This window comes from Acidovorax radicis, from assembly GCF_020510705.1.
Classification (GTDB): domain Bacteria; phylum Pseudomonadota; class Gammaproteobacteria; order Burkholderiales; family Burkholderiaceae_C; genus Acidovorax; species Acidovorax radicis_A.
In genome coordinates, this window is the sequence record NZ_CP075184.1 from 4,791,606 (window position 1) to 4,811,780 (window position 20,175).

The window sequence follows — 20,175 nt, forward strand, 5'->3', positions numbered from 1 at the left end:
ATCATGCCCAGAATGATCGTTTCAATTGACGGCGTCGTCATCAAGGAAGTGCAGCTCACTAAAGAGCGGACCACGCTCGGACGGCGCCCATACAACGACATCGTGATCGACAACCTCGCAGTGAGTGGAGAACATGCCGTGATCCACATGGCGGGGCATGAGGTCGAAATTGAAGACCTTGGAAGCACCAACGGCACCTATGTGAATGCCAAGGCCGTCAAGCGGCAGGACCTGCGCAATGGCGATACGGTAGAGGTGGGCAAGTACAAGATCCGCTTCCTCCAGGAAGCCGAAGGTGAAAATTTCGAGAAAACCATGATTTTCAAACCGGGCATGGTGCCGCCTATCGGTGCAGCGGCCCGTCCCGCGACGCCTGCACCGGCCCCAGCGCCCATTACCGCAGTGATCCGGGTGATGTCGGGCGCCGCTGCAGGCCGTGAGGTATCGCTGCAAAAAGTGGTGACAACCATTGGCAAACCGGGCGTTGCTGTCGCATCCATCACCAAGCGACATCATGGTTTTGTGCTGGCCCATGTCGAAGGGCCAGACATGCCCATGCTCAACGGCGCAGCCATCGGCGAGTCACCCGTGCCACTCAAACACGGGGACCGGCTTGAGCTGGCCGGTACAGAGATGCAGTTCGAGCAAAGCTGACAAAAGCGAGGCTGTCGCAGGCGTCTCTCTCCTCGCACACCTGCTCTACCTACGCAGGGCCTATGTGGCAACGCCTACCGCAGCCGCTTCAGCGCCACTGGCGCCGCATCGCGGTCACCCTGATTCCGCTTTTTTTTGCGGTCTTGCACATTGCCGGTTTTCTTCACCTTCAGGTCCTTGAGCGGCTGGACAACATCATTTACGACACGCGGCTGCGGGTCACGATGCCTCGCACACGCGACGAGCGCATCGTCATTGTGGATATCGATGAAAAGAGCCTGGGCCGCATTGGCCAGTGGCCTTGGAGAAGAGACAAACTTGCGGAACTGACGCGCGAACTGTTCGAACGCCAGCAGGTGGCTGTCGTCGGGTTTGATGTTCTTTTCGCCGAAGCGGATGAAACATCGGGCCTCTCCACACTGCAGCAGTTGGCCGACGGCCCTTTGCGCGACCAGCCGAAATTCAAAGCGCAACTGGCACGCCTTGCGCCCAGCCTGAATTACGACGCACTGTTTGCCCAGTCGCTCCAAGACCATTCGGTGGTGTTGGGCTACTACTTCTCTGGCGATGATCGCGACGGTATCAAAAAAGGGGTTCTCCCCCCACCTGCAATCAACCAGACACAGCTGCGCGGTCTTCCACTCGTTTCCAGTAGTTGGAAAGGGTACAGCAGCAATATCGAGAGCCTGGCTCGCGCTGCGCCCGCAGCGGGTTTTTTTAACTCGGTCACGGACGGCGATGGAGTCGTGCGGTCTTTGCCGCTGCTGGCGGAATACCAAGGTGAGTACTACGAATCTCTGGCGTTGGCCATGTTTCGCACCGTGATCGGTCGCCCCGGTGTTCATCCAGACTTTGCCAACGTCACCCCAAACGGAACCCAGGATGCGTTGCAGGGCATCGCTTTGCGCCAGGACGGCCGCGCATTGGTACTCCCGGTAGACGATCAGCTGGCAACCCTCATCCCTTACAGAGGCCCAGGCGACGCAAAAGGGGGCTCGTTCACCTACATCTCGGCCTCCGATGTCCTGGAACGCAAACTCCCCGCCGGGCAGCTCAAAGACCAACTTGTGCTGGTCGGATCGACGGCACCGGGGCTTCTGGATTTGCGGGTCACGCCAGTGGGTAAGGCCTATCCCGGTGTGGAGACACACGCCAATGTTCTCTCGGCATTTCTGGACGGCAAAAGCATCGTGCGCCCGGACTACGCCATCGGCTTCGACGTGCTGCAGGTGGTCGGCGCCGGCTTGCTGCTGGCGGTGGTGTTACCACTGCTCTCTGCCACCGCTGCGGTGCTGTTGAGCGCCGGGGTTGTGGGCACGTTGGTAGGGCTGAACCTGTGGCTCTACGTGGCACAAGGCTTGGCTTTGCCGCTTGCCACCGCAGTCGTGATGTCCATGCTCGCGTTCGCGCTCAACATGGCCTACGGCTACTTTGTGGAAAGTCGCTCCAAGCGGGAATTGGCCGCGCAATTCGCCACTTATGTCCCTCCTGAGCTCGTCGATGAGATGCTCAAGCAGCCCGAAAAATACACCATGCAGGCCGCCAACCGGGAGTTGACAGTCATGTTTTGCGACATGCGTGGATTCACGGCGATGTCGGAGCAGATGGAGCCGCTACCACTACAGGCCTTGCTCAACGAGGTATTCAGTCGGCTCACCCACATCATTCGCGCCCACCGGGGCACCATTGACAAATACATGGGTGACTGCGTCATGGCCTTCTGGGGGGCGCCCATCACCACCCCAGACCACGCCCACCTGGCGGTGGCGGCGGCCCTGGAGATGGCCCAAGCCGTCGACGAACTCAACCTTGATCACCGCGCTCGCGGCCTTCCCGAGATCGGCGTGGGTATCGGGCTGAACACCGGCATCATGTGCGTCGGCGACATGGGCTCGGACATACGGCGCAGCTACACCGTCATAGGCGATGCGGTGAACCTGGGTTCTCGGCTGGAGGGCCTATCCAAACACTATGGCAGCTCCATCGTTGTTAGTGAATCGACCCAATCACTCGCGCCGCAATTCGCGTGGCAACAAATGGATCTTGTGCGGGTGAAAGGCAAGGCGCAGGCGGTTGCCATTTACCAGCCGCTCTCCACCCTGCAAGATCTGGAGCCTCGGCGTGCCGAACACTTGGCCATCTGGGCGCCATTTCTTACGTCATACCGGCAGCAACAGTGGGCACAATGTGATCAGCTCCTCTCACAACTGGCCCTGTTAGGGCCCACCTCAAGGTTGCATGAACTTTATGTGAGACGGGTAGCCCAACGGCGGTCCGAGCCCAACGACCCCGATTGGGACGGCGCCACCAATTTTGAAACGAAGTAAAGGCTCCCATGAAGGTTCGCGTGCTGGGCTGCTCCGGCGCCATCGCCAAAGACTGCCGGACCACCTCGTTCTTGATGGGTGAACGCATACTGATTGATGCGGGCACGGGCGTAGGCGATCTCACGCTGGAAGAAATGGGCAAGATCGATCACGTCTTTCTCACGCACTCGCACCTGGACCACATCGCCGCTCTGCCCCTCATGCTCGATGCGGTGTCATCTTTTCGACGTACTCCCGTACAAATCCACGCACTGCCCGCCACCATCGCAGCGCTGGCGACCCATGTTTTCAATGACGTCATCTGGCCGGATTTCAGTGCGATCCCGTCGCAAGCGGCACCGTTTCTGACGTATCACCCCTTCGCCACCGGCGACTTGTTGACGGTGGAAGGCACTGATATCGAGGTTCTCCCCGCGCGCCACACCGTGCCTGCCGTCGGTTTTGCGGCTCGAGGAAAGTCAGGCTGGTGGGTATTCAGCGGCGACACAGAAGGTAACCCAGCATTTTGGGAACGCGTTAACGCCATGCCCGTGGCCCATCTCGTCATAGAAACCGCCTTCAGCAACCGCGAACGGAATCTGGCCGGTCGCAGCCTACACCTCTCGCCAGAAACCTTGGCCAGAGAATTGGCGCACATCTCGCCAACCAGCCGCTACCCGATTTACATCACCCATACCAAACCGTCAGAAACCGGCCTGATCATGGACGAAATCCGAGAGTTTGATGCTGCACCTCGCAAGGCAAGCGCGACAGCACATGACATCCGCTGGTTGGCAGTGGGCCAAGTGCTGGAGGTGTAAAAGCCTGTTCAAAGCCCGTCGCAGTGACATTCATGAGCGACAAAAATGTAAATTTCAGGCTACAGATGCAAGCAGATTGCTGACAACCTCGGCTCTTTGAAGATCATTCTGTGGCCGCTCCGGCACCCAACAGCCTGATGGGTTACATGCCTCAGATACCCGGCATGCGTTCGGGCTGAGCCCGTCGAAGCCAGGGCTTGCCCCGTGCGTGCAAGGCTTCGACAGGCTCAGCCCGAACGGGCGAGAGGGAGTGAAGGCGTCTGAGGTACGTCTCGCCTAACAGGCCCAGCAGGCCTTTTTTTCGCACTAACGCCCAAGCGCCAGACATTGGCAAAGCAGCTGGCAAACTCTGGCACAGCAATTGCTGGTAGAGGGAGCATTTGCAATTTTTCCTAGGAGTTTTTCATGAAGCGCTCTCTCCAGAAGGGTTTTACCCTGATCGAATTGATGATCGTGGTTGCGATCATCGGTATCCTGGCCGCCGTGGCTCTGCCTGCGTATCAGGACTACACCATCCGTGCCAAGGTGTCCGAAGTTGTTTTGGCTGCATCACAATGCCGAACAAGCATCACTGAAACCGTTCAGACCACTTCTTCGACTGTGCTGCCTGCTGCCAACGAATGGGGTTGTGAAGCCAATACAGCAGGTACAGACAATAGCTCGCCAACAAAATACGTTCTGAGCATCGTTTCAACCGACGATGGCCTGATCACGGTTACAACCCGGGCGGTCAGCGTAGTTCCAGATTTGAAAGATGCTGCTGGTAAGACTATTCAACTGACGCCTTTCATTGGTGGGGCAACTCCAAGAGCGCTTGATAACGCCGATGTAGGCGTTCAAATTTTCAAATGGGTCTGCGGCCCAGGCGCAACCAACCCAATGCCTAGCAAGTACCTGCCAGGTTCTTGCCGCGGTTAATTTATCGCGCTGCTGAAGCAGCAATGTGAATAAAAGCGATGTGGCAATAGCCGCATCGCTTTTTTGTTTTCAGCCATACCTATTATTTCTGTGCATCAACAAGTCAAAAAATGGGCGACTACCTGGTTTGCAAGCCTCTTGTGCATTGCACTTTTGCTACCCAATCATTACTCGCCGTGGCTTAGCTTTCATCAGGAATGGTTGTCTGTGCTTGCCATATGCCCACTCGTGGGGTGGGCACTTTGGCGTCAGTACATAGATACATCACCAAAAATACCGTGGATCACCGTTGCCTCATTGTTTGGCGTCTCTATTGCCCTGCTACAACTGCTCATTGGCGAAATTAAATTTCAGAGCGATGCATTGCTAGCGTCTATCTATTGGCTGCTTCTTGGCGCCACGACATTAGTAGGCTACCATTTCTCATCCGAAGAATGCTCCAACCTCGGAAATAACGGCATGCGTTCTTTTTGGCTCGCATGGATTTTCGCTGGTCTTATATCATTCGCGATTGCCAACCACCAATGGCTTGATCTATCCCTCTTCGGATTGTTCATTGTCGATTTTCCAAAAAATGGCCGCCCATTTGCAAACCTAGCGCAACCCAACCATCTAGCGACATTATTTCTTCTCTCCATAATAGGATCTTTTTTTCTATACGAATCGAGAAGCATAAGTGCCGTGACCGCCACCCTATTGGTCACCATTTTCTGCCAAGGCTTAGCCATGACGCAGTCGCGCAGCGTAATAATTGGCCTTGTTTTGGCTGGTTTTATAAATCACTTTGCACGTCCGCAAAAACCGATCCGAACAACAAAGTGGATTTTTTTTATAGTAATAATATTATATTTTTTACTTGTGGCATTTTGGCCGTTTTTAAATAAAATATTATTAATAACAGATGCGGCACAATCGTCGCTCACACGGTCATCGGAGCCAGGCATTCGAATAACGTATTGGCTTTCAAGCCTCGATGCAATCGCAATACACCCATGGTTCGGATGGGGGTTCGGTCAAATTGGCATGGCACAGCAAGCGACGGCTCTGGGCTACCAACCCACGCATACATTCTTCTCAAGTTCTCACAATATAATTCTCGACCTAATGCTCTGGATGGGCATCCCATGCACATTAATTATCATTATTTTAATAAAAAATCATTTTCTTGATATTTTACCAACAACCCGGGGCTCTATCAACTCTTGGTCCGCAGTTTTAGGACTCGCCTGTATTCTCGGTCACGCACTTGTTGAATTGCCATTGCTTTATACATATTTTCTTATTCCAACCGGTTTTCTTTGCGGCATGGCAACCTCGAAAAATAATTTCATTTTTAAAACAAAAAATGCAATAAAAATACATAATAAATTCATCTTGGCTTTATCAATACTTTGTTTTTTGGTATTTTTGCAAATAACATTTGAATACTTCAAATGGGAGGATGATTCGCGCAATCTAAGTTTTGAATTACAAAAATACGAAACGCATGCCGCACCTTTTCAGCCTCGCTGGAATTTATTGGATCAGATTTCTGCGATGAATACCGTTGCACGTAGACGACCAACAAAGAACATGAGCCAAGAAGATGTTGATCTTTTCAAGCGTAACGCTGAGCGTTACCCCAGTTCAATTGCTTTGCTGCGCTACGCATATGCTGCCGCACTAAATGGCCAACCAGAATCCAGCCTTCATACCCTGAAGCTACTGTGCAGCTTGCATAAGGAAGCGATATGCTCCAGCGCCCGTTCGGAATGGCTTGCCGCCGGACAGAATGAATGGCCTGAACTTCAATCCGTTATTTTTCCGAAATACAACTAGGTTGTGCTGGCGAGGGCGCCGCAAAAATAACACTCCCCGACTTCCCCCCATGCTTTTCCACCACCCGCACATCGTGGATCGACATCCCCCGGTCCACGGCCTTGCACATGTCGTAAATGGTGAGCAGCGCGATCTGAACTGCCGTGAGGGCCTCCATCTCCACACCGGTAGGGCCCACGGTTTCTACAGTTGCAGTACAAAATATGCCTGTAGCGCTTGACTGGCGGTCGCTAGCTGCTTCAAATTGAATAGCAACTCTCGTCAATGCCAGGGGATGGCACAGCGGGATGAGATCGCTGGTCTTCTTTGCAGCCTGAATGCCCGCAATTCGGGCAATTCCCAGCACGTCGCCTTTTTTCGCCGTTCCTGCTTCAATCAGCGCCAGCGTTTCTGGCAGCATCTCAATACGTCCGCAAGCAATGGCAATACGATGGGTGGCGGGTTTTGCCGCCACATCGACCATGTGGGCTTGGCCTTGGGCATCAAAGTGGGTAAGTGCAGACATGCGGTAATTTCACGGTGGATGACCAGCGTGGGTTGAACAATCTTCAGACGAAAGCATCATACGACCATGCAGAATTGGAAAGGGCGCTTGCGTGCCAGTGGCATTCATCTGGGCATCAGCCTGTGTATTGCGGCGCTGGCCGCTGTGGTGGTGTTTGGCTGGTGGTATCCGTACCCCTACCGCGAAATCTCGGGCGGGCGGTCTCTTTTTATGCTGGTGGTGTGTGTGGATGTGGTCATGGGCCCTTTGATCACGCTGATCATCTTCAACCGCGCCAAGCCGCGGCGTGAGTTGGTGACAGATTTCACGCTCGTGGGGCTGCTGCAGCTGGCGGCATTGAGTTATGGGCTGTGGACCGTGTTTGTGGCTCGGCCAGTCCATCTGGTTTTTGAATACAGCCGCATGAGCGTGGTCCATGCAGTTGATGTGGACCCGACCTTGCTCGCCAGAGCACCGGCAGATCTGCAGAAGTTACCCCTCACCGGCCCGACCCCGATTGCACTGCGCCCGTTCAAAGACCAGGCGGAATCATTTGATGCGACCATGGCGGCTGTCGGTGGCGCGCCACTGTCTGCACGCAGTGATCTCTGGCAACCTTATGCCAACAGCGTCGCAGACATCCTCAAAGAATCAAAACCTGCATCGGATCTGCCCACGCGGTTTGCCGAACAAACGGTACAAATCAACCAAGCCATCAAAGACTCGGGCAAAACGGTGGATCAGTTGCGTTATCTGCCTCTGGTGGGGAGAAACAATGCCTGGACCGTGCTGCTGGATGCGCAAACTGCCGAACCCATGGGCTATATCCCGTTGGATTCGTTCTGATGGTAATTTTGACAAAATATGGCTCTATCGCTTATACATAAAGCGCTGACAGCTCTTATTTTGGGAGCATATCTGGTCGCGTATTCTGCGCCAGCCATGGCCCAAACCAACCTCCCCACCCTCGGCGACGGCGGCGATCTCACGACCAGCGCAGAGCGCCGCCTGGGCGACCGCATCATTCGCGAGCTGTACCGCGACCCCGACTACATCGACGATCCGGTGATTGGCGACTATGTGCAGGGCATCTGGCAGCCGTTGCTGGCGGCATCCAGGGCGCGGGGGGAGCTTTCGCCCGAGCTGGACGAGCGGTTTGCCTGGGAGATCCTTCTGGGGCGCGACCGCACGGTCAACGCCTTTGCGTTGCCGGGCGGTTACCTGGGCTTGCATCTGGGCCTGATCGGCGTGGTGGCTACCCGTGATGAGCTGGCTTCCGTGCTGGCCCATGAGCTCAGCCACGTCACCCAGCGGCACATTTCGCGGCTCATCAGCCAGCAAGGCAAACAGACGCCACTTTTGCTGGGTGCCATGGTGCTCGCAGCGCTAGCGGCCAGCAAAAACCCCGGCGCCACACAGGCACTGATGGTGGGCGGACAGGCGCTTGCGATGCAAAACCAGCTCAACTTCTCGCGCGACATGGAGCGTGAGGCGGACCGCATCGGCTATGGGTTGATGGCGCCAGCGGGTTTTTCCTCCCTCGGGTTTGTCACCATGTTCGACAAACTGCAGCAGGCCAACCGGCTCAACGACAACGGCTCGTGGCCTTACCTGCGCAGCCACCCCTCGACCACCGAACGGATGGCAGACATGCAGTCGCGGGTGCCGCCTGGCACAGCGGCTTCGTTGGCGGCAAAGCCCCCAACGCTGGAGCACGCCATGATTGCCGCACGTGCCCGCGTGCTCTCAAACCCCGGTGTAGACACGCTGCGCCAGTGGATCGCCGAACCGCAAGGCACAGGGTTTTCCACCCTGCCCGCCCCGCGCCGCGTCGCGGTGCTCTACGCCGCTGCACTGGCCAACAGCCAGTTGCGCGACCCGGCAGCTGCACGGGTCATGGCCAAAAAAGTGGACGATCTAGCCCGACAAGACCCTCGCGCAGAGCGGCTTTTGCGCCTGTTGAACGCCGAGATAGAACTGGCAGCAGGTGACGCGACGCAGGCTTTGGCTGCGCTGCCCCCATCGGTCTCTACACCAGATTCAGGGGGGGCCGCAGCCCAGTCTGCCCAGACGGACGGCCGCTACGGTCAAAGGGCTGAACTGATATTGCGCACACAGGCCCTGCTGAGGGCCGGGCGCGCCGTTGAAGTCACTGCGGCACTTCAGACCTGGGTGACCACCCATCCGAAAGACGCCACCGCCTGGCAACTGCTGGCGGCGGTATGGCAAGCCCAGGGGCAGTCTTTGCGCGGCATTCGGGCGGAAGCCGAAGCGCAAGCGGCGCGCTATGACTATGCCGCTGCGGTGGATCGGTTCAAGGCGGGGCAGGACATGGCTCGCCGTGGGGGTGCGTCGGTGGACCACATCGAGGCGTCTATCATCGACACCCGGTTGCGCACCATGCAGTCACTTCTTAAAGAACAAGCCGCCGAGCGCTGATTCGATCAGCAAGCCCAGCGCCGAATAGATCAGGGAGCCCAACAGCGCGGCGCCGAACCCCGTGACATGAAAGCCGTCCAGCACGCTGGCGGCGGCCCAGAACATCAGCGCGTTGATGACAAACAAGAACAGGCCGACGGTGACAATGGTCACCGGAAGCGTCAGCACCACCAGCACCGGGCGCAATACCACGTTGAACAGCCCGATGACAAAGGCCGCAATCAGCGCCGAGGTAAAGCTCTTCACCTCCACGCCGCTGTAGATATAGGCAACAAACAGCAGCGACGCAGCGCTGAGGAGCCATTTGAGAAGAATTTTCATGCAGCAAGAATAGCACTGGCTCCCGATGCTGCAACCCCATCGTGGCGCATCCCGCCGCGTCCAGCGCCCACCGCGAAGGCCCCTGCATCACATCGCCACAGCCTGCGCGGCAGGTCTGCGCGTGGCGCGTTACGAGCGGCTTGTTATTCGAGCGCCAGCACCCAAAGCACCCCACACCCCGCCAGCACACTGCCCAGGGAGCCTGGCAATGGCGACGACCAGCGCCGCTCCGGCGGTATACCCACCGCCACGATAGTGGGCGGTGCGGGCGCATCGACCTTGGGTCGCCGGGCATCCACCACCGCTGCGGGTGTCTGGCCCTCGGCCTGCAACTGACTGGTCAGCTCGGCCAAAGGCCCCTTGGCCACCACCGTGGTCACCTGGGCGGCGGACATCTGCAAGGTGGGAACAATCTGGTCAAACAGTTTGTCCGCCCACTTGGCACGCCAGCTTTCTCGCGTGCTGTGGCTCACCCATTTGCTGATGCGGTGGGTCATGCGCGGAGCGCAGGCCACCAGCACCCAGTGGGTGCGGGCGCTGGCCTCACGGCCCAAAAGCGGGGCCAGCACCTGCTGCGCGTGGGCCGCGTCGTCCACATAAACGATGACTCTGTCCATACCAACTCCCGGTGTGAGCGCATCGCCGCATGGCGATCGCATGTGCAATGCTGTTCGAGCGAATCAGTGTCCTGGCGCAGCAGCACTGCCCGTTTTACGGCGCGCAAGAATGATCTTGCCTGCCGCCAACACCAGCAAGGCACCCGCCACACTGGCACCATACTTGACCAGATCGGTTACTTCACCGGAGGTCGCGTCCAGCGGCATCTTGAGCATCCACTGCCACTTGTCATGATTGGCCAGCGCGGGGTCGGTCACCAGCATGCCCCCTGCGATCCAGCCCAGCAGCATGCCACCCAGGGTGATGATGAGCGGGAATCGCTCCATGAGCTTGATGACCAGCTGGCTGCCCCACACGATGATCGGGATCGAAATCACCAGCCCCAGCACGACCAGCAGGAACGAATGCTCGCCCGCGTTCTGCGCAGCGCCCGCAATGGCGATCACGTTGTCCACGCTCATCACCAGGTCGGCCACGATGATGGTCTTGATGGCCGCCAGCAGCTTGTCGCTGCCTTGCACATCGCCATGACCTTCTTCGTCAGGCGCCAGCAGTTTCACGCCGATCCACACCAGCAGCATGGCCCCCACAAACTTGAGGAAGGGCAGGGCCAGCAAGGTCATCGCGAAAGCGATCAGAACCACGCGCAGCACGATGGCCCCAGCGGTTCCCCAGAGAATGCCCTTGGTGCGCTGGGCGGGGGGCAGCTTGCGGCAGGCCAGGGCAATGACCACCGCGTTGTCGCCACCCAGCAGGATGTCGATGATGATGATCTGGCCGAGTGCGAGCCAGAATTCGGGCGAAGCCAAAAATTCCATAAATTCCTCAATATCAAAGGCGCAAAAAGAGGAACCCACCGCCATGTGTCAGCGAAGAGTCCGCCCGTCAGAAAGAGGGCCTGCGGCAGGTTGATCGAGGCGGCTTGCCCGTGAGAAAAGGGGCATGGCAAGCGAAGGGACGGCCTTGATCAGCCCACACGGGGCCCATCAAAGGTCTTGCTCGGTTCTGCACACTGCATGTGCCTGAACCCGGAACGCCGGAAGCAAAGCTTCGTATTGACGACATTTCCGATGCCTTGCGCCACCGTCGCAACCAAGGTTTGGTCCGCTGCAGCACAAGTCGGGAGCTACTCCCCTTCGAGGCACCGATTGGAACATCGCCAGCGCCCCGGCGCAAGTACAGCCCTGCGGTGGCTAAGATTTAAGGCGATAGCGCCGCACACCGCCGACTCGGGAGCTTATGATCCAGCCCCCCTCGACAGCCTCCCGCCATGGCCGCCATCCACATCACCGACATCGAAGCAGCCGTCAACCACTGGCGCGCGCGGGCGCCTTCGCCCGACGGAGTGGCCCTGGCGCCCGAAACACGCGCGCTGGCCAAGGTGTATGCGCTGATGGCGTTCGAGCACACCGACCACGTCGAGGACCACCAATTGCCCCCCGACGCCCTGGCCGCATGGTTGGCCTGGTACGACACCACGCCCGACACGCCGTGCATTGCCATCTGCTCCACCAGCCAGGGCGACGATTTGTGCAAGGGGTGTGGGCGCACGTTTGATGAGGTGCAGCTGTGGCCTGGCATGGGGCCCGCCGACAAACGCGCGGTGTGGCGCCGCATCACGATGGAACATTCTGCGTGGCGTTTTAACCGCTATGCAGAGCGTGCTGCAGAAGGCGTCACAGCCCGGCCGGCACCCACCCCAGGCACCTGACCGGCGCCCAAAAACCAGCGCAGTGCGCAGGCCTATGCGCCAGCGCAGCAAACCGTTATGGTGGGCCCATGCTGCGCCTGACCCAAGCCCCCAATATTGCCATTGCAACGCTGTGGGCAGACCTGTTGTGCGAGGCGGGCATGACGGCGTCCGTGCAGCGCCAATACCTGGGCGCCGCAGCGGGCCACCTGCCGCCCGATCAGTGCCTGCCGGAGATCTGGCTCGACCATGACGAACACGCCTACCGCGCGCGGACGCTGCTGCAGGAGCTGCAAAACCTGCCACAGCGCCAATGGACCTGCCGCTGTGGAGAGTTCGTGGAGGGCGGCTTTGAACAATGCTGGCAATGCGGTGCGCTCATGCCACGCACCTGATGCAGGCGTACGCCGCATCGAATTCACTACTTATTTGATAGCTTTTAGCGCTTATGCATCAAGCGCTAGAAGCCAATTTCGGGCTCTTCTAGCGAATAGTAGTGATGGAACTCGCCGCACGTCTGAAGACGGCGATTTCGACGTACGACATTTATCGAGTGCATCACTAGCATTCGCTAGAAGAGCCCAATTTCGCCCGAATACTTTCCTCAAATGGATCCCACTCCCTCTCCCCTTGCGGGAGAGGGGGCAATCCCAGTGCTGGTGCAGAGGCTGATGCCCCATCTGACCATCTGAGATAGCTACCTCATCATGCGATTTGACCAAAAATCTTTCACTTCCAGCGCAACGGCTCCACATGCACGCTGCCCAAGTGGCTGCTCAGCGTCAGCGCGCCTTCCTGAAGGGTGGCCTGCAACTGCATGCTGCGCTCTGCCATCGCGGCCATGGCCTGTGCGGCCTCGGTGGGCACGCGCCAGACCTGCAGCTTGTCCAGCCGCGAGAGTTTGGTTTCGATGCCCTTCCACCACACTTCGGCCGCATGGTTGAAGCAATAAACGATCACTGAATCGGCCTTGCTGCAGGCCTTGGTCAGCGGCTTGTCTTCGGGTTGCCCGACCTCGATCCACACGCGCTTGCGGCCCGTGAAGTCGGTCAGCGAGGCGTCCGGGTCATCCGGGTCGGACAAACCAGCGCCAAAGCCCAGCGTTGCATCGCCATTGCACAGGTCATTGAGCTGGTGCGCCTGAATGGCCAGTGCCGCCAGACGAACCATCATGCGTTCGTCGGTTTCGCTGGGGTGGCGGGCGAGCGTGAGCGCATGGTCGGCGTAGTAGCCGTGGTCAATGTCGGCGATTTGCAGGTTCGCCTTGAAGATGGTGGATTTGATGGCCATTAATGTTACCGAGCTTCTTCTAGCATTACTTCGACGTTCGCCGTCTTACTTCGGCGCTTACTTATGAAGTAGCGGGCTTGAAAACTACCAAGCCGCGCTGCCATCTGCAGTGCCTCTTCTGCTGCAGGATTTTTCAACGCATAAAGAGCTCGAAATTTTTGATACCAGATTTTTTTTCCGTCATTTGGATTAATTCGATCAGCCACATCCAGATCCAACAGTGCGTCCCCAGCCCTGCCCATCTGAATGAGTGTCGTTGCACGCGCAACATAATAATCAGAATTTAAGGGATTTAATTCAATGGCATTATTAATATCCAACAAAGCGCCATCTACATTACCATTGCGGAATCGCTCATTTCCACGATTAAAAAAAATACGGCTAGCTCCAGCTACTTCAGGTTTTTGAAGCTTGGCCCCAGCATCTTCCCAAAGCGCACTACGCGAAGAGAAGCTCTCCAAACGGTCACGTGCCTGTATAAAAATCAGAGGAAATGTAATTAAGAAGACTCCAAAAATCCAGTGTGCAGGCAATTTCCAGATCACGGCTGAAGCAACTACGGCATAACCTATTGCCCAAATATAGCTGCGATATAGAACATAAGGTTCCTGAAACCTAATAAGACTGAACTCAACCATAAAAGACAAAGAGCAAAAAACAATGCCAAAAGCGATTAATCTATATTTTCCTCCAAAAAAAGCAACCGCAGAGGCTATGATGGGCACCGCAATAAACACACCCAATTGACACACCCCCAAAATAGGGCTCCACGGCTGCATAAAATCAACACGCAAATCCACAGACATGCGTTCAGTAGATGGCATCAACCATTGCATCCAATAGCTAAAATACAGTTTCGCCTGCATGGAGACCGAAAATAACCACTGCTCATTTCTACTGGAGAATATAGGCAGCCCATGAATTTCATTCTCAATATTTTTCAACCCAGGCTCGTAAGGCTGCCCGACAAACCCTAGGCCCACCGCTACCACATGGGAAATGGCTGGAAGGCTTGCACCCATATAAATGGCCAAAATCATTAACGCCGGGCGACCGGGCTTATCTACAAGAAGGATAAGAGAAAGCGCTGCGAAAGGTAGTGTTACCGAATGCTCTTTACAGAGAATTGCGAGCGATGCTACCAGCGCAGCGCGCAGTGCATATGTATAATTATTTTCATCCAATGCTCTCAAAAGATACCGCAAGCTAAGCACGGCAAATAATGCGGCCATCACGGTTGTTCTTTGAATAAGATAGCCTGCACCATAAACTGCCGCCGGATGCGCCACAAACAAGATGGCAATCACAGTTGCAGTCAATCTTGCCTTTTGCATGGACGGGGCCGGCTTTATGGCTTCGGATACGTTTCGTGTCAGCATTTGAAACAGTAGCAGATAAAGTTGCCATCCAACCATAGCGTGTAGCGCCAAGCCCACCAGCCGATGCGCCGCCATACTACCTATTTGGGTTTGGACCCATCCCAGAGTGAAATAAGGTAACGATCTGGTTCCTAATTCCCAAGGAGCGATTGCAGCAGTCGTCAACCGCGATGTGAAGAAGAGATTCCCGTCATCGAATACAAATGGATTATCCAGGTATGGTCCGTAAAGTGCTACCGCAACGGCCAGGATGAGAATCATAACCCCAATGGAGAGGGCCAGTTCCTTGGTCCATAGACGCAACTTGAAGAAGTGCATCACCCTAGTACCTCCAAACCATGGCGATGCGCAAATGAATGCAGGCGGGTCTCATCAGACCCTGCGCGCCAGCTCGCTGGCCTTGCCGGTGTAGCTGCCAGGCGTCATGGCCAGCAGGCGGTTTTTCTCTGCCTGCGGAATCTCCAGCGACCGGATCAGGCCATGCAACGCTTCGGCGGTCACGGTTTTGCCACGGGTCACTTCCTTGAGTTTCTCGTAGGCACCTTGCACACCAAAGCGGCGCATTACCGTCTGGATGGGTTCGGCCAACACTTCCCAGGCAGCATCTAGGTCGGCGTCCAGGGCTTCTTCATTGAGTTCGAGCTTGTTCAGGCCCGTCAGCAGCGACGCGTAGGCTAGCGCGGCATAACCCAGGGCCACGCCCATATTGCGCAACACGGTGCTGTCGGTCAGGTCACGTTGCCAGCGGCTGATGGGCAGCTTTTCTGACAGGTGCTTGAGCAGCGCATTGGCCAGGCCCAGGTTGCCTTCGGCGTTTTCAAAGTCGATGGGGTTGACCTTGTGCGGCATGGTGCTGGAACCAATCTCGCCAGCTTTGAGGCGCTGCTTGAAGTAGCCCAGGCTCACATAGCCCCAGATGTCGCGCGAGAGGTCGATCAGGATGGTGTTGGCGCGCGCCACGGCGTCGAACAGCTCGGCCATGTAGTCGTGCGGCTCAATCTGGATCGAGTAGGACTGGAACGTCAGGCCCAGGCCCAGGGGCTCTTGCGTTTCGATGACCTTCTTGCTGAAGGCTTCCCAGTCGAACTCGGGCCAGGCGGACAGGTGGGCGTTGTAGTTGCCCACGGCGCCATTCATCTTGCCCATGATCTTGACGGCGGCGATCTTCTCGCAGGCCGTCTGCAGGCGCATCACCACGTTGGCTATTTCCTTGCCCACGGTGGTGGGGCTGGCCGTCTGGCCGTGGGTGCGGCTGAGCATGGGCACGTCGGCAAAGGCGTGGGCCATTTCGCGCAGCTTGAGCACGATGCGGTCCAGGCCTGGCAGCACGACCTGGTCGCGGCCCGAGCGCAGTTGCAGCGCATGGCTGGTGTTGTTGATGTCTTCGCTGGTGCAGGCAAAGTGCACAAATTCGGCGGCTTTTTCGAGCTCGGGGCGGGCTTCGAATTTGCTCTTGATCCAGTATTCCACCGCCTTGACGTCGTGATTGGTGGTTTTTTCGATCTCTTTGATGGCCGCAGAGTCGGCCTCCGAGAAGTTTTTCACCAACCCCAGCAGATACGCCCTGGCGCCGGTGGTCAGGGGTTTGAATTCGTCAAACCCCGCGTCAGATAACGCAATGAACCAGACCACCTCCACCTGCACGCGGCGGTGCATGTAGCCGTGTTCGCTCATGATGGGGCGCAGCGCGGCGAGTTTGGGGGCATAGCGGCCGTCAAGCGGCGAGAGGGCGGTAATGGTGGACAGGCTCATGGCGCGCCATTGTAGGTTGTGGCTGCCGCGCCACCGTCAGTCTCGGTAAGGGTCGCTGTCGATAGAATCAAAGTCACTGTGTTCAGCTCACCCCGCACCACCCCGCGCACTGGAAAACAAACCATGAAATTGATCGGAGCCTCTGCCAGTCCTTACGTTCGCAAAGTGCGGATTGTCATGGCTGAAAAAAAGCTCGACTACCAGTTCGTACAAGAAAACGTTTGGGCAGACGACACCCATATCTCCCTGTCCAACCCGCTGGGCAAGGTGCCTTGCCTGGTGATGGAAGGCGGCGAAGCCGTCTTTGACTCGCGCGTGATCGTGGAATACCTCGACACCCTGTCGCCCGTGGGCAAGCTGATTCCCCCCCAGGGCCGCGAACGCGCCGAGGTCAAAACCTGGGAGGCGCTTGCCGACGGCGTGGTGGATGCGGGCATTCTGGCCCGCCTCGAAGCCACCTGGGCGCACCGCAAGGACAGCGAACGCAGCCAGGCCTGGATCGACCGCCAAATGCTCAAGGTCAACGATGGGCTCAAGTCCATGAGCCAGGGCCTGGGCGACAAACCGTTTTGCAGCGGCATCCACCTGAGCCTGTCCGATATCGCCGTGGGCTGCGCTTTGGGCTGGCTGGAGTTCCGCTTCCCCGACATCGCCTGGCGCGCCGAGCACCCCAACCTGGGCAAGCTGCTGGACAAGCTGATGCTGCGCCCGAGTTTCGCGGACACCTTGCCCTCGTAACCCGGCGCGGTCGGAGTGGCAGATGTGGCGGCCTGCCGACTCGCCATCGCGCCAGGCCCCATGCCGCTCATGGTTCAGTGGGCTTACCGTATGCTCGGCGGCTTATGAACGAACTGGTTCAAGACACGTTGAAGACCCCTGAGTCACCGCCCCTCAAACGCGCGACTCGCGGCACGGCGGCCAAACCGGCGGCCGAGCGCGTGCGCACCAACGACCCTGACCGCACCATGGCCAACATCCTGCAGGTGGCCACGGCGGAGTTTGCCGACAAGGGGCTGGCAGGCGCGCGCATTGACGAGATCGCCGCGCTGACGCGCACCAGCAAACGCATGATCTACTACTACTTCGGTAGCAAGGAAGGTCTGTACGTGGCGGTGCTGGAGGAGGCGTACCGCCGCATCCGCCGCATTGAAACCGAACTGCACCTGCACGACCTGGCCCCTGAGCAAGCGTTGCGCACGCTGGTGGGCTTCACGGTGGACTACCAGCTGACCAACCCTGACTTCATTCGCCTGGTGATGAACGAAAACATCCACCGGGGTGAGTTCATCAACCGCTCCACCACCATCCAGGAGCTGAACATTCCCGTCATCGATGCGGTGCGTGACGTGTATCAGCGGGGTTTGGCCGCCGGGGTGTTCCGTCCCGGCGTGGACCCGGTCGACCTGCACCGATCGATTTCGGCGCTGTGTTTCTTCAATGTGGCCAATGAGCACACCTTTGGCGCCATCTTCAAGCGCCCACTCAACACCCCTGCCGCTACGGCGCAGCGGCGCGAGTCGATCATTGAAATGATTGTTCGCTTTCTACGCCCCTGAGCTTCGCCCCCCCGGATAGCAACCACAACGGCCGCCTACAGGGTTTGCCCCAGATTAAATACTAACCAGTTCGTACAAAATATCTTTCATTGCTGAGACTCAATGGGAGACACCATGTTTGCACTGGCTGATCGCGCACTGCGGGGGTACACGCGGGCGCTCGACATCCTGTCGGGGGTATGCCTTGCCATCATGGTGGTGCTGGTGTTTGGCAACGTGGTGCTGCGCTACACCATGAACTCCGGCATCACGGTGTCTGAAGAACTTTCGCGCTGGTTGTTTGTGTGGCTGACCTTCATGGGCGCCGTGGTGGCACTTCGCGAGCATGGCCACCTGGGCACCGACGCATTGGTGTCGCGGCTTCCCGCCACCGGCAAAAAAGCCTGCCTCGTGGTGGCGCAGGTGGCGATGATTTACGTGTCGTGGTTGCTGCTGTCAGGCAGTTGGGCGCAGATGCTCATCAACTGGGAGACCGAGGCGCCGGTCACCGGTGCGTCGGTCGGTATCTTCTATGCCAGCGGTGTGCTGATGGGCGGGTCGGGCATCGCCATCTTGCTGCACGACCTGCTGCGCACTTTGTTCGTGCCCTTGGCCGAGCACGAACTTGTCATGGTGCGTGAAAGCGAAGAAACAGCGGCCCTTGAGCAAATCGGTGTACCCCACGGCGGCCACACCGAGGTGTCTCACCGCGTCAGTGCAGGCCCACAGGCCACGACCTCCGATGGCCGCCGCCTTTGAGGCCCGGCACCACCACACTCCCTACGCAACGACTTCGCCATGACCGTCACCATTTTCCTGGGCTCCCTGCTGATCGCCATGGCTGTCGGCATCCCCATCGCGTATGCACTGCTCATCAGCGGTGTGGCGCTGATGTGGCATCTGGACCTGTTCGACGCGCAGATCCTGGCACAGAACGTCATCAACGGCGCAGACAGCTTCCCGCTGCTTGCCGTGCCGTTTTTCATGCTGGCGGGCGAAATCATGAACGTGGGGGGGCTGTCCAAACGCATCGTGAAGCTGGCGCTCGCGGTGGTGGGCCACGTGCCCGGCGGCCTGGGTTATGTGGCCATCATGGCTGCGGTGATCCTGGCTGCGGTGTCGGGCTCGGCGGTGGCCGACGCTGCCGCGCTGGCGTCGCTGCTGCTGCCCATGATGGTGGCCGCAGGCCACCACAAGGAGCGCTCGGCCGGGCTGATCGCAGCGGCCGGCATCATCGCCCCGGTCATCCCGCCATCGATCGGGTTCGTGATCTTTGGCGTTGCGGCCAACGTGTCCATCAGCAAGCTGTTTCTCGCGGGCATTGTTCCCGGCGTGATGCTCGGGCTGGCGCTGGCGATGACCTGGTGGTGGCTCGTGCGGCGCGAAGACGTTAAACCGCCCGTGCGCGCCACGCGTTCCGAGCTGAAGTCTGCCCTGCGCGAAGCGGTGTGGGCGCTGGGCCTGCCAATCATCATCCTGGTCGGTTTGCGCATGGGGGTTTTCACGCCCACCGAAGCCGCGGTGGTGGCTGCGGTGTATGCGTTGTTCGTGTCCATGGTGGTGTACCGCGAATTGAGTCTGCGCGATCTGGCCCACATCTTCCAGTCCGCCGCCCGAACGAGCGCCGTGGTGATGTTCCTGGTGGCGGCTGCCATGGTGTCGGCCTGGCTCATTACCGTGGCCGACCTGCCGTCCAAGGTCATCGACATGCTGCAGCCGTTCATGGGCAACCAGACACTTTTGCTCATCGCCATCATGGTGCTGGTGATGGTGGTGGGCACGGCCATGGACATGACGCCCACCATTCTCATCCTGACCCCTGTGCTGATGCCCGTGGTCAAGGCGGCAGGCATCGACCCGGTCTATTTCGGCGTGCTGTTCATCATCAACAACGCCATTGGCCTGATCACACCGCCCGTGGGCACCGTGCTCAACGTAGTGGCGGGGGTGGGGCGGATGTCCATGTCACAGGTCACGCGCGGCGTCGGCCCCTTTGTTCTGGCCCAGTTTGCGGTGATGTTCCTTCTAGTGTTTTTCCCTTCCATCGTCATGGTGCCGCTGCACTGGCTCGGTGGCTGACCATCCACTGCGCGAACACCTGTCGCTCACACCCGTCCCATCCGTGCCTCACCCAAAAACCAAGGAGACTT

General features: G+C 58.1%; 20 protein-coding genes. 13 read left to right on the forward strand and 7 right to left on the reverse strand.

Annotated features, from left to right (window positions below):
• Positions 1-3 precede the first annotated feature (3 nt).
• The 5 genes from KI609_RS21995 to KI609_RS22015 all read left to right on the forward strand — a co-directional run bounded on the left by KI609_RS21995 (position 4) and on the right by KI609_RS22015 (position 6,517).
• Entirely contained in the window at positions 4-654 is a 651-nt protein-coding gene (locus KI609_RS21995; RefSeq protein ID WP_226445648.1) for an FHA domain-containing protein, read from the forward strand.
• A 62-nt stretch (positions 655-716) separates the two neighbouring features.
• On the forward strand, positions 717-2,981 hold the full coding sequence (locus KI609_RS22000) for a CHASE2 domain-containing protein (protein WP_226445649.1): 2,265 nt from the start codon (positions 717-719) through the stop codon (positions 2,979-2,981).
• An 8-nt stretch (positions 2,982-2,989) separates the two neighbouring features.
• Positions 2,990-3,781 (forward strand): MBL fold metallo-hydrolase, encoded by a 792-nt coding sequence (locus KI609_RS22005; RefSeq protein WP_226445650.1) that lies wholly within the window; start codon positions 2,990-2,992, stop codon positions 3,779-3,781.
• A gap of 405 nt (positions 3,782-4,186) precedes the next feature.
• The gene (locus KI609_RS22010; protein WP_226445651.1) at positions 4,187-4,699 is read left to right on the forward strand and encodes a pilin; all 513 of its coding nucleotides are present in this window, start codon (positions 4,187-4,189) and stop codon (positions 4,697-4,699) included.
• A 63-nt stretch (positions 4,700-4,762) separates the two neighbouring features.
• The gene (locus KI609_RS22015) at positions 4,763-6,517 is read left to right on the forward strand and encodes an O-antigen ligase family protein (protein ID WP_226445652.1); all 1,755 of its coding nucleotides are present in this window, start codon (positions 4,763-4,765) and stop codon (positions 6,515-6,517) included.
• Here KI609_RS22015 and moaC read toward each other — a convergent pair.
• Positions 6,495-7,022, reverse strand: coding sequence for a cyclic pyranopterin monophosphate synthase MoaC (moaC, locus tag KI609_RS22020; RefSeq protein WP_226445653.1), 528 nt, complete (start codon positions 7,020-7,022; stop codon positions 6,495-6,497). The genes KI609_RS22015 and moaC overlap by 23 nt on opposite strands.
• Before the next feature lie 66 nt (positions 7,023-7,088).
• On the opposite strand from moaC, the gene tfpZ reads away from it, so the two are divergent.
• Both tfpZ and KI609_RS22030 read left to right on the forward strand, forming a co-directional pair.
• Positions 7,089-7,847 (forward strand): TfpX/TfpZ family type IV pilin accessory protein, encoded by a 759-nt coding sequence (tfpZ, locus tag KI609_RS22025; protein ID WP_226445654.1) that lies wholly within the window; start codon positions 7,089-7,091, stop codon positions 7,845-7,847.
• An 18-nt stretch (positions 7,848-7,865) separates the two neighbouring features.
• Positions 7,866-9,440 (forward strand): M48 family metalloprotease, encoded by a 1,575-nt coding sequence (locus tag KI609_RS22030; RefSeq protein ID WP_413463351.1) that lies wholly within the window; start codon positions 7,866-7,868, stop codon positions 9,438-9,440.
• On the opposite strand, the gene KI609_RS22035 is transcribed toward KI609_RS22030, so the two are convergent.
• From KI609_RS22035 to KI609_RS22045, 3 genes are all read right to left on the reverse strand, one after another.
• Complete coding sequence (locus tag KI609_RS22035) at positions 9,408-9,761, reverse strand: phage holin family protein (protein WP_226445656.1); 354 nt, start codon at positions 9,759-9,761, stop codon at positions 9,408-9,410. The two genes, KI609_RS22030 and KI609_RS22035, sit on opposite strands and share 33 nt — an antisense overlap.
• A gap of 143 nt (positions 9,762-9,904) precedes the next feature.
• On the reverse strand, positions 9,905-10,378 hold the full coding sequence (locus KI609_RS22040) for a hypothetical protein (RefSeq protein ID WP_226445657.1): 474 nt from the start codon (positions 10,376-10,378) through the stop codon (positions 9,905-9,907).
• Between the two features lie 63 nt (positions 10,379-10,441).
• Positions 10,442-11,197, reverse strand: coding sequence for a TerC family protein (locus KI609_RS22045; RefSeq protein ID WP_226445658.1), 756 nt, complete (start codon positions 11,195-11,197; stop codon positions 10,442-10,444).
• A gap of 452 nt (positions 11,198-11,649) precedes the next feature.
• Here KI609_RS22045 and KI609_RS22050 point away from each other — a divergent pair, with 452 nt between their 5' ends.
• Positions 11,650-12,090: a DUF3717 domain-containing protein gene (locus KI609_RS22050; RefSeq protein WP_226445659.1), complete on the forward strand. Its 441-nt coding sequence runs from the start codon at positions 11,650-11,652 to the stop codon at positions 12,088-12,090.
• A 68-nt stretch (positions 12,091-12,158) separates the two neighbouring features.
• Complete coding sequence (locus tag KI609_RS22055) at positions 12,159-12,464, forward strand: DUF2007 domain-containing protein (RefSeq protein ID WP_226445660.1); 306 nt, start codon at positions 12,159-12,161, stop codon at positions 12,462-12,464.
• Positions 12,465-12,798: 334 nt separating this feature from the next.
• Here KI609_RS22055 and KI609_RS22060 read toward each other — a convergent pair whose 3' ends face one another.
• From KI609_RS22060 to purB, 3 genes are read right to left on the reverse strand one after another with little or no spacing between them, the layout of a single operon-like run.
• A complete protein-coding gene (locus tag KI609_RS22060; protein ID WP_226445661.1) occupies positions 12,799-13,359 on the reverse strand; it encodes a YaeQ family protein in 561 nt (186 codons plus the stop codon).
• A gap of 5 nt (positions 13,360-13,364) precedes the next feature.
• Complete coding sequence (locus KI609_RS22065) at positions 13,365-15,056, reverse strand: tetratricopeptide repeat protein (RefSeq protein ID WP_226445662.1); 1,692 nt, start codon at positions 15,054-15,056, stop codon at positions 13,365-13,367.
• Between the two features lie 54 nt (positions 15,057-15,110).
• Positions 15,111-16,490: an adenylosuccinate lyase gene (purB, locus tag KI609_RS22070; protein WP_226445663.1), complete on the reverse strand. Its 1,380-nt coding sequence runs from the start codon at positions 16,488-16,490 to the stop codon at positions 15,111-15,113.
• A gap of 123 nt (positions 16,491-16,613) precedes the next feature.
• Here purB and KI609_RS22075 point away from each other — a divergent pair, with 123 nt between their 5' ends.
• The 4 genes from KI609_RS22075 to KI609_RS22090 all read left to right on the forward strand — a co-directional run bounded on the left by KI609_RS22075 (position 16,614) and on the right by KI609_RS22090 (position 20,104).
• Positions 16,614-17,228, forward strand: a complete 615-nt coding sequence (locus KI609_RS22075; RefSeq protein WP_226445664.1) for a glutathione S-transferase N-terminal domain-containing protein — start codon at positions 16,614-16,616, stop codon at positions 17,226-17,228.
• A 104-nt stretch (positions 17,229-17,332) separates the two neighbouring features.
• On the forward strand, positions 17,333-18,046 hold the full coding sequence (locus tag KI609_RS22080; protein ID WP_226445665.1) for a TetR/AcrR family transcriptional regulator: 714 nt from the start codon (positions 17,333-17,335) through the stop codon (positions 18,044-18,046).
• Between the two features lie 114 nt (positions 18,047-18,160).
• Entirely contained in the window at positions 18,161-18,784 is a 624-nt protein-coding gene (locus KI609_RS22085; RefSeq protein ID WP_226445666.1) for a TRAP transporter small permease, read from the forward strand.
• A gap of 39 nt (positions 18,785-18,823) precedes the next feature.
• The gene (locus KI609_RS22090) at positions 18,824-20,104 is read left to right on the forward strand and encodes a TRAP transporter large permease subunit (RefSeq protein WP_226445667.1); all 1,281 of its coding nucleotides are present in this window, start codon (positions 18,824-18,826) and stop codon (positions 20,102-20,104) included.
• Positions 20,105-20,175 lie beyond the last annotated feature (71 nt).